Origin of the sequence: Rhodoferax sp. (assembly GCF_028714215.1) — a bacterium.
Classification (GTDB): Bacteria; Pseudomonadota; Gammaproteobacteria; order Burkholderiales; family Burkholderiaceae_C; genus Rhodoferax.
Genome location: NZ_JAQTMS010000070.1, coordinates 26080 through 26465 on the forward strand (window position 1 = coordinate 26080; position 386 = coordinate 26465).

At 61.9% G+C, this 386-nt stretch carries 1 protein-coding gene; it reads left to right on the plus strand.

What is annotated here, in order from left to right:
* Positions 1–386 (plus strand): TRAP transporter large permease subunit (locus PHS32_RS21990; RefSeq protein ID WP_301081555.1); only part of this gene is annotated, 386 nt, incomplete at both ends.

Consider the following 386-nt stretch of genomic DNA (forward strand, 5'->3'; position numbering starts at 1 on the left):
GCCTATCATCCCGCCCAGTCTGCCGTTCGTGATCTACGGCATGATGGCCAATGTCAGCGTCGGCTCGCTGTTTCTGGCCGGCATCCTGCCGGGCGCCCTGATGGCGATCCTGATGATGCTGACGGTGGCTTATTTCGCCCACAAGAACGGCTGGGGCGCCGACGTCAAGTTTGCCTGGCCGCGCGTCATCAAGGCGTTAATGGAAACAGTGGTGGTGATCGGCTGGCCGGTGCTGCTGTGGGTTTTGATCGTCCAGTTCAACATGCCGGCGCAACTGACGGTGTTTGCCGGCCTGGTGGTACTTTTTCTGGCCGACAAGCGCTTCAAGTTCCAGGGGGCGCTGCCCATCATGACGCCGGGGCTGCTGATAGGCGGCATGGCCACCG